General features: G+C 62.3%; 8 protein-coding genes and 1 pseudogene. 4 read left to right on the forward strand and 5 right to left on the reverse strand.

Translation table 11 applies throughout. The features are described from left to right. Positions 1-104 precede the first annotated feature (104 nt). From NKH99_RS30025 to NKH99_RS30035, 3 genes are all read right to left on the reverse strand, one after another. Positions 105-1,157 carry an RHE_PE00001 family protein gene (locus NKH99_RS30025; RefSeq protein WP_502899067.1) on the reverse strand — a complete coding sequence of 351 codons (1,053 nt, stop codon included), beginning with the start codon at positions 1,155-1,157 and terminating at the stop codon, positions 105-107. Positions 1,158-1,567: 410 nt separating this feature from the next. Then, positions 1,568-2,275, reverse strand: coding sequence for an SMC-Scp complex subunit ScpB (gene scpB / locus NKH99_RS30030; RefSeq protein ID WP_352648418.1), 708 nt, complete (start codon positions 2,273-2,275; stop codon positions 1,568-1,570). 5 nt (positions 2,276-2,280) lie between these two features. Next, a complete protein-coding gene (locus NKH99_RS30035; RefSeq protein ID WP_353017446.1) occupies positions 2,281-3,297 on the reverse strand; it encodes a DUF1403 family protein in 1,017 nt (338 codons plus the stop codon). A gap of 168 nt (positions 3,298-3,465) precedes the next feature. Here NKH99_RS30035 and NKH99_RS30040 point away from each other — a divergent pair, with 168 nt between their 5' ends. From NKH99_RS30040 to NKH99_RS30050, 3 genes are read left to right on the forward strand one after another with little or no spacing between them, the layout of a single operon-like run. Then, the gene (locus tag NKH99_RS30040) at positions 3,466-3,723 is read left to right on the forward strand and encodes a type II toxin-antitoxin system VapB family antitoxin (RefSeq protein ID WP_031195575.1); all 258 of its coding nucleotides are present in this window, start codon (positions 3,466-3,468) and stop codon (positions 3,721-3,723) included. Beyond that, a complete protein-coding gene (locus tag NKH99_RS30045; RefSeq protein WP_352467886.1) occupies positions 3,723-4,109 on the forward strand; it encodes a type II toxin-antitoxin system VapC family toxin in 387 nt (128 codons plus the stop codon). Before NKH99_RS30040 ends, NKH99_RS30045 begins: the two co-directional genes overlap by 1 nt. Continuing rightward, complete coding sequence (locus NKH99_RS30050) at positions 4,106-5,239, forward strand: site-specific integrase (protein ID WP_353017448.1); 1,134 nt, start codon at positions 4,106-4,108, stop codon at positions 5,237-5,239. The genes NKH99_RS30045 and NKH99_RS30050 overlap by 4 nt, the downstream gene beginning before the upstream one ends. 665 nt (positions 5,240-5,904) lie before the next feature. On the opposite strand, the gene NKH99_RS30055 is transcribed toward NKH99_RS30050, so the two are convergent. Continuing rightward, entirely contained in the window at positions 5,905-6,108 is a 204-nt protein-coding gene (locus tag NKH99_RS30055; RefSeq protein WP_352452613.1) for a phenylalanine--tRNA ligase beta subunit-related protein, read from the reverse strand. 336 nt (positions 6,109-6,444) lie between these two features. Here NKH99_RS30055 and NKH99_RS30060 point away from each other — a divergent pair. Continuing rightward, positions 6,445-7,426, forward strand: a pseudogene (locus tag NKH99_RS30060) (IS5 family transposase). Between the two features lie 202 nt (positions 7,427-7,628). Here the strand turns inward: NKH99_RS30060 and NKH99_RS30065 are convergent. Further along, on the reverse strand, positions 7,629-8,192 hold a 564-nt coding region (locus NKH99_RS30065; protein WP_353017452.1), incomplete at its 5' end, for a LysR substrate-binding domain-containing protein.

An 8,192-nucleotide genomic window follows, 5' to 3' on the forward strand; every position in this document is an offset into this window, starting at 1 on the left:
GTCACACTATGATTGCTGGGCCTTGGAGCGGCTATGACGACATTCTCCTATGGCAGATCGCAAGTTCGCAAAGTTGAAGAGCTCTTATGACGAACCGCCGCAATTCACACAATCCCCAACGCGCGAAACCTTCCCCTGCCCGTCATCTCGCGCAGCCAAGCTCGCCGACCAGATTGAGCGCCCCCTGTTTTGTCACTTTTAGCCGCTCCTGGATCATGCCTGCCGAGACGAGTGGCCGGGACAGCACGAGTTCGATCACATCGGCCAATTTCGAGTTGGCGCGGCGCTCGCGGAGTTTTCGCTCCATCTGGCTTTTGGCCAGCACCAGCCGAATCGTGCTCCTTCAGCCCGGCGAGTGCTGCCTCATGAATGGCATCGAGCAAGGCCAAAAGCCGATCGCTTCGATTGCGCGCCCGCCGCCGCTCGCGCGGAATGTTTTTGGCGCCGAGATGCAGGCTGGCGAGATGGTTGGCGGCAAGACCTTCCTGGCGCAGCAGCGCGGCGAGCCAGGCGGCATGCTGCAGCACCTCAATGTCGGACCAGGCGTCGAGAAGCAACGCCGCGCGCAGGACGACCGGCAGATCGCGCGGCCTGGCGATAACGTCCTGCCATTCGGCCAGGCGTTCTTCTTCATTCCAGTCGAAATCGTAGATCAGGCCGTTTTGCGGCTCCGGCCGGTCACGTCGTGACGTTTCCTCCTTTCGACCAGGCATGTCGGCGCCGCTCAGAATCTTCGACGAGCGTGCCAGGACGGCATCGATCTCGGAAAATTCTTCGGCCAGCAGATCGTCCTCAGCATCATCGCGACCGTCGGCTTCAAAAGAGTTGGCTCCAGCCCCCTGCCCGTCCCGGCTTTTTGGCCCCGATGCCGGCGTCGCGCCGCCGCGGCCGGTCAGGGCCAAAAAACCGTCGCGGCTGAGCGCCCAGTCCGGCTTTTGCGCAAAAATCCGCCGGCGGGTTCGCAGCACCGCGTGCGCGCGGGTGAGTTCGTGGGTCGGCGTGCGGATGTCCATATGGGCGTCGTGCAGCACCACGTCCTCGAGGTGGACGAGCTCGCCCTCCAGCCAAAGTGCTGCGGCCGCGTCGGCAAAATGCTGGCGTCCGACAAAACCGTCGCGGACGGGAGAGCGGGCGAGCCGCTCGTCGAGGCGGACCAAAACCTCGGTCGCGCGGGAAACCGGCCCGATCGGTGTTGAGAGGCAGACTGTCGAGCGCATAAGCCATTGTTTTCATGATGCCTGATTCGCGTTAATCAAGCTATATCGATGTTAAGTTTACTCATGGGGATTTTCCTTTGCGCACCTTTCACTGTCGAAAATGACCTCTTATCGCTAGTAAACTATGGGAAGTTCATTAAATTCTTATTATTAATCGGGATATACGACCAGTTTAAAGGCGGCTCGCCTCTCACAGGCCACGTTTCCAGCGGCGACCGCAGATCGAGATATTGGCGTTTGATGCCGGGGCTTTGTCCGAAATCTGTCGTCCGATTTCGGACGAAGTGGCGGGCAAGATGTCCGAAATATGCTACGAATTTCGGACAAGCTTCACACACAAAGCGCCGCGGCTATTCGTCGAGTTCGACTCCGACGGGCTCTGGGCGGACGGCAAAGCCAGGGATGATGTGCCCCGCCAGCAGCTTTTCCTTCGACAGCAGTCCGGCGTCCTCGAGCGCCTCGAAATCCGGCAGGTCACGCAGCGTGTCGAGCCCGAACTCCAGCAGGAATTCCTTGGTCGTGACGTAGGTGTAGGGCGCACCCGGCGTCGGGCTGCGCGGACCGGAGGCGAGCATGCCGGCGCCGCGCAGATGGCCGATGAAGTCGCGGCTGATTTCCTTGCCGAAGAAGGAGGACAGTTCGGCGCGGGTGATCGGCTGGAAATAGGCGATGCACATCAGTACCAGCACCTCTGACTGCGTCAGGTCGGTCGCCTTCTCGCCGTCACCGACAGCGGCGCGGATGGCATCGGCATAGGCCGGCCGGGTCAGGTGCTTCCAGCCGCCGGCGACGGCGACAAGGTCGTAGGGCCGGCCACGCAGTTCCTCGCGAATGTCGTCGATGAGGAGGTCGATGCTGCAGCTCTTGCCGACGACCCTCGCCAGCGTTTCGCGCGACACCGGTTCGCTTGCTGCAAAGATGGTCGCTTCGACACGGTTCATCCATTCGCGCCAGCGCACTTCCGGCGGCAGATGATCCAGCTCGCGGTCGAACAAATGGTCATTTGATCCACCGTCGCCTGATCGTCCCCTCCCCTGTTTCGCCCGCGCTTCAACCATCGCCTTCACAGTCCGTAAATGCGGAACGTCGGGCGGCCGGACAGCTCGCGCACGGCACCGAACTCGACCAGACGGTCGAACAAGCGGCGGAGCCCGCGGTCGCTCATGCCGGCGATCTTTGCCGACGCCACGACTGCGTCGTCGAACAGGACTCTTTCGACGACCATGTTCGCCGCTTTGGCCCGGAGTTTTGGAGCGACCGCCAGCAGCCGGTCCGCGCGACGCTCGAGGTCGGCGGAAAGGTCAACGGCGCGCAGCGCGGCGCGTGCCTGCGCGGCCAGCAGGCCTTTGGCCCCATCGGATTCCATTTCGGCACCCGCAGCCAGAGCGGCAGTCATTGGTCGACGCGCCCGACCCGTGCCCACAGCTAAGGCCGCCTCGCCGCCCAACAAAGGGATTGCATGCGTCCAGCCCAGGCGCTGCGCGAGCAAGGCGTCGGCGAGCCAGGCGCCAAGGGCGCGCCCAAGGCCCCGGCGTTCGGCGATCGCGATGGCGCCAGTGATCAGTCCCACCGCCCTTCCACTGGCGGCCAGCTGGCGAAGCTCGTTCGCTAGGTCGCTGACCGCCTCGTCGTCTTGGGCGTGGCCAAGATCCTCCAGAACCCTGGCGATGCTCGGCTCGGTCAGCAACTCCTCCGCGGGCCGGGATGCCAGCCGGCGCCAGGCGAGGAGCAAATGACCGGCGGGCCCGACATTGTCGCCCGGCCGTGTGAGCAGCACGGCGTCGCGCAATGCCGCTTCATCCTCGACGCGGCCGGCCTGCTTTGCCGTCACCGCGGCAGCGACAAGCGCCAGGCGCTGCCGCCAGGCGCCAGCCCCGCGTTCCTGCCGGCGCACCACTGCATCGAGCGCGCAGATGGCGGCGCCGGCGGTGAGCGCGACGTCTTCAACATCTTTTCCCGCAAGGCTTTGCGCGTCGAGAACGGCTCGGCGCAGCCACATCGGCACCGCAGCCACCGGCGACGCAGCGCCGGCACCGGGCAGCGTGCCGCGAGGCCGAGAGGGTTTGGGGCGAAGAATCATCGAAGGCACGATGAATCATGGCGGCGCTTTTGGCAACGTAAATGGGCAAAAAGCGCTGTGCCTGTCTTCCACGTTAAACGAATGATAATCTTGCATTATCATTCGTCCTTTACGAGGCTAGGGGTCCATGGTAGAATTGGCCAGAAAGGTAGAATTTTGGAGTCTTTCGTGTCCCTGAACATCAAAAATCCGGCCACCGTGGCTCTCGCCGATGAACTCGCGCGCCGCCAGGGCATCAGCAAGACGGCAGCCATTCACCAGGCCCTGAGCGAGCGCTTGCACCGCTTGGGCTTTGGAGAGACCGCTCAGGAGCGTTTGCTGGCAGAATTGCGCGCCATCCGAGAAAGAGTGGCACGATTGCCTGAACTGGATAGTCGCAGCGACGAGGAGATCATCGGGTATGACGAGCATGGAATCCCTAACTGATGGTGATCGATACCTCAGCTGTTGTAGCGATCCTTCGGAGCGAGCCTGAGGCAGCAAGGCTGGAACGAGCGCTGGTCTTGGACCCAATCCGTCTGGTCCCGGCAACCTGCGTGCTCGAGGCACGCATGGTGCTGGTCAGCAGGCGCGGCGAACACGCATTGGCCGAGATCGATCTTTGGCTGCGCAAAATCGAGGCCGACATCATTCCTGTCGACTCCGAATTGGTTGATCTTGCGACCCAAGGTTGGCTGACTTACGGCAAGGGCCACCACCCGGCGGCGCTGAATTTTGCCGATTGCCTGTCCTATGCTTTGGCAAAGCGTGCGGATGAACCGCTGCTTTTCGTCGGCAAAGACTTCTCCCAAACGGATATCGAAGCGGCATGAGCATGGCTGGCGACGCGCAACGATCATCCGCTGCTTCCGGCGAGGACGACATGCCCGACATCATCGATATCGTCATGCAGATGGGCGATGCCGACCTAGCCTCGTCCCCTCCCCTTCCAGCCATTGCCAATCCCAGCCTGCCTGCGCAGCTTGAGGCGCTCGCCGGCCGCGCGCGCGATTATATCGAGGCGGCGAGTTCGGCCAACACGCGCCGCGCCTACGCAGCCGACTGGAAGCATTTTTCGAGCTGGTGCCGGCGCCAAGGCATCGAGATGTTCCCGGCCGATCCTGAGGTCGTCGGGCTCTATATCGCCGCCTGCGCGTCAGGTACGGCCACTGGCGACAAAAAGCCCAACACCGTTTCAACCATCGAGCGCCGGCTTTCGTCGCTCTCCTGGAATTTTGCCCAGCGCGGCCAGCCGCTGGACCGCAAGGATCGGCATATCGCCACGGTGATGGCTGGCGTTCGCAACACCCACGCCTCCCCTCCCCGGCAGAAGGAAGCGATCCTGCCTGAGGATCTGATCGCCATGCTGGAAACCCTCGACCGCGGCACGCTGCGCGGGCTGCGCGACCGCGCCATGCTGCTTCTGGGTTTCGCCGGCGGGCTGCGGCGCTCGGAAATCGTCGGGCTCGACGTTGGTCGCGACCAGACCGAGGATTCTTCTGGCTGGATTGAGTTTTTTCCTGACAAGGGCGTGCTGGTGACCCTGCGCGGCAAAACCGGCTGGCGCGAGGTCGAGGTCGGCCGCGGCTCCTCCGACGCCACCTGCCCGGTGGTCGCGCTGCAAACCTGGCTGAAGCTGGCGCGGATCGGCCATGGCCCTTTGTTCCGAAGGGTAATAGGGCAAGGCAAAAGAGTCGGCGCCGATCGGCTTAACGACCAGGAAGTTGCGCGGCTGGTCAAGCGCACGGCGCTCGCAGCCGGCGTGCGTGGCGATCTGTCGGAGGGCGAACGCGGTCAAAAGTTTGCTGGCCATTCGCTGCGCGCCGGCCTCGCGTCCTCGGCCGAGGTCGACGAGCGCTATGTGCAAAAGCAGCTCGGTCACGCCTCGGCCGAGATGACGCGAAAGTATCAGCGCCGGCGCGATCGTTTCCGCGTCAATCTCACCAAGGCGTCCGGGCTCTGAAAAGCCCCCTCCCTGCCCCGTTTTGTCCGCTGGGATGAGGCGGTCAGATCTCAGGCGATAACATACCTCATCCAGCACAGCGAGCGCTGTATCCAGACTATCGGCGGCCGACGCTTCGTAGTCAGGCATGATCATCAACTGCGTTATGGCACGGCCCACAAGAGGGCATCGCGATAAAAGTACGCCAAACAACGCTAAGGGAGAACAAGCAGTGATCTGATTTCGTTCGACGCTCGTTTTCGAGAGCCGTTCTGGGTCGTTCGCAATCAACTGTGTAGGCCAGCGGAGCGAGCAAGGAGCGCCAGATCCGGACAGGGCTGAGTGGGGTGTTTTTCCGGAAGGTGGGGCCATGCCCTAAGGGACACGAGATGTAGTGGACTCGTTGATCCGCGCGGTTTCGATTCGCGCACCCGGGCACAACGCTTGGATAAGTCCCATCAAATGCTCTCCGGTGCCCGTCATCTGTATAGCTGACATTGGGCCGAGGGCTTCCAGCACGAGCCACATGGCGCGGGTATCGACCGTGACCCATGGTGCGCCGCCCCTGCCGCCAGTTCCAGCGGCGGCACGTGACACCTCGCACCAGATGACTTCGCCCGGTTCGGGATGCTCGGTTACCATTTCACCTTGCTCGATCGTGTCGAATGGCTCCGCTCCCTTCGCAATTAAAAGTCTCGGGACCCCTGGTAGAGATCGAGATCTTCCCCGCCAATCGGAAGGCCATACAACACGCTGACGGCATTGTAGGCATCAACCAGTGGGGAAATCCGCGGAGAGAGCCATCTTTCCGCACCCGCTTGAGAAGCGCGGCGGCCGAGCACGGCGTTCGATTGGCCTTTGTGCCGAAAGCCTCGTAGGCAACGGCCCACGCCGCAAGATGCGCGTCCCTTTGGGCGTCATCGCGAAGCGCCGCCTGTTCCGCCGCCGCAATCGTGTCGTTCAACGCCTGTGCATCCGGCACGTCGATTCCAGCGTTCCGCACCACAATGCTGATCAGATGAAAATCCCGGTAGCGGGCCTTGATCTCGGGGCAATCAATGGCGTGAAAGACATGGGATGCTCTTTTCTCATGGGGAGGCTTTGCGCTTGGGGGTCGTTCGGGAAATGTATGAAGAAAGGTGTTTGTCGAGGCGTTGGTGCGTGGAACATTTTTCAAGGGTTTGCCGATAGGCAGGCGAGATCGCCAACGACATGATCTTCGCCCGATACCCTACAAACACAATGCCAGCCGCCGTCACCGAGTCGCGAAGATGAAATTCAAGGTGACAAACTGGCCGGAATACGAGGCGGGCCTTCGGCGGCGCGGCAGTCTGACGCTGTGGTTGACAGAAGAAGCCTTGGCCAGGTGGCATGCGCCGCGAAGAACGACCCGCGGCGGCCAGCCCCGCTATTCCGATCTCGCCATCGAGGCGGTCTTGACACTGGGATGCGTCTTCGGGCTTCGTCTGCGCCAGAGCGAGGGATTGGCGACCTCGCTGCTCGATCTGATGGGGCTTGATCTACCGGTTCCCGATCACACGACGCTAAGCCGCCGGGCGCAGATATGGGAACCATCGGCCAAGCGGCAGCGGCATCCGAGGACGGTCCGCTGCATGTGCTGATCGATAGCACCGGATGAAAGTCTACGGCGCCGGCCAATGGCTGGAAGACAAGCACGGTGCCAGATCACGCCGGACCTGGCGCAAGCTGCATTTGGTTCTCAATGCCGACAGCGGCGAGATCATCGCCCATTGTCTGACCGACCAGGACGGCGACGATCCCACGCAGGTGAAGCCGCTGCTCGACCGGATCGACGCAGAGATCGACCAATTCACGGCCGACGGAGCATATGATGGCGGTCCCACCTACTGCGCGGTGCTGCAACACAGCGTCCCCGCAAGGATAGTCATCCCGCCACGTTCAACGGCCGTGGAGAGTGATGACACCGGACCACCCGGTCAAAGGGACGGTCACATCACGGCGATCGCCAATGATGGAAGGCTGAATTGGCAGGCGTCCACCGGCTATGGCAAGCGCGCCCTGATCGAGACCGCCGTCGGGCGCTACAAGGGGCTGATCGGACGTCGCCTGCGAGCCCGCTCCTTTTCGGCTCAGCAGACCGAGGTCGCCATCGGCTGCGCCGTTCTCAACCGCATGACGGCGTGCGCACGCCCGGAGTCCGTTCGCTGCCCGGCAAGGCCGACATAGCAGGCGGCATCAAAGAGCTGATTGTGCCTAATGCCACATTTTGCACCAATGCCTTGTGGCGCGGGCAGCCACAGGCACAGGCTACGCGGAAAATGAAAAGCGGGGCCAACCCATTCGCTTGCACACAGCCTGGGTTTTGCCAGCTCCTCAACCGCAACGTGCTGTCAATCTTCGTCTTGCCATGTCTTGAACGCCGAACTGTTCACGCCATTGGCGCCGCTTTGTCATCCCGTGCCCCGAAATGAGGCCGTCGTTCGAACGATATGCGCAGTTGCTTATCCGCCAGAAACCGGCGAGCCAGATCGGTGTCGCGCTTACCCACGCGTGACACCCAGTCCGAAAACAGGCGAACCGCGCGCCGGTTCATATGCCGCGAAGGACAGACCAGCCAGTATCCCGGAAACTCGATGACCTCGAACTCTATCGAGACCGGAACCAGAGAACCCGAAACCAGGTCCTCGAATGCGATGGATGTGCTTTCCAGGACCACACCTGCACCGTCCTTCGCCAGTTGAACTGACATTGACGAACGGTCGAAACGATAGGGATACGTCATGCGGGCGCCCTGGATACCGTTGCACGGCAGCCAATAATCCCACCGGAAATAGGCCTTCACACTGTCGATCAACCGCGCATGGCGAAGCTGCTCCCGCGGATCCGGTGAGATCGCGCGCAGTTCGGCAAGATAGGAAGGCGAGCACATCGGCAGGATCAGATCGTTGACGACGCAATCCGAATAAAGGCCGGCCCAGCCGCCGTCGCCATA

This window comes from Mesorhizobium sp. M0854 (assembly GCF_040319815.1).
Taxonomy (GTDB): Bacteria; Pseudomonadota; Alphaproteobacteria; order Rhizobiales; family Rhizobiaceae; genus Mesorhizobium.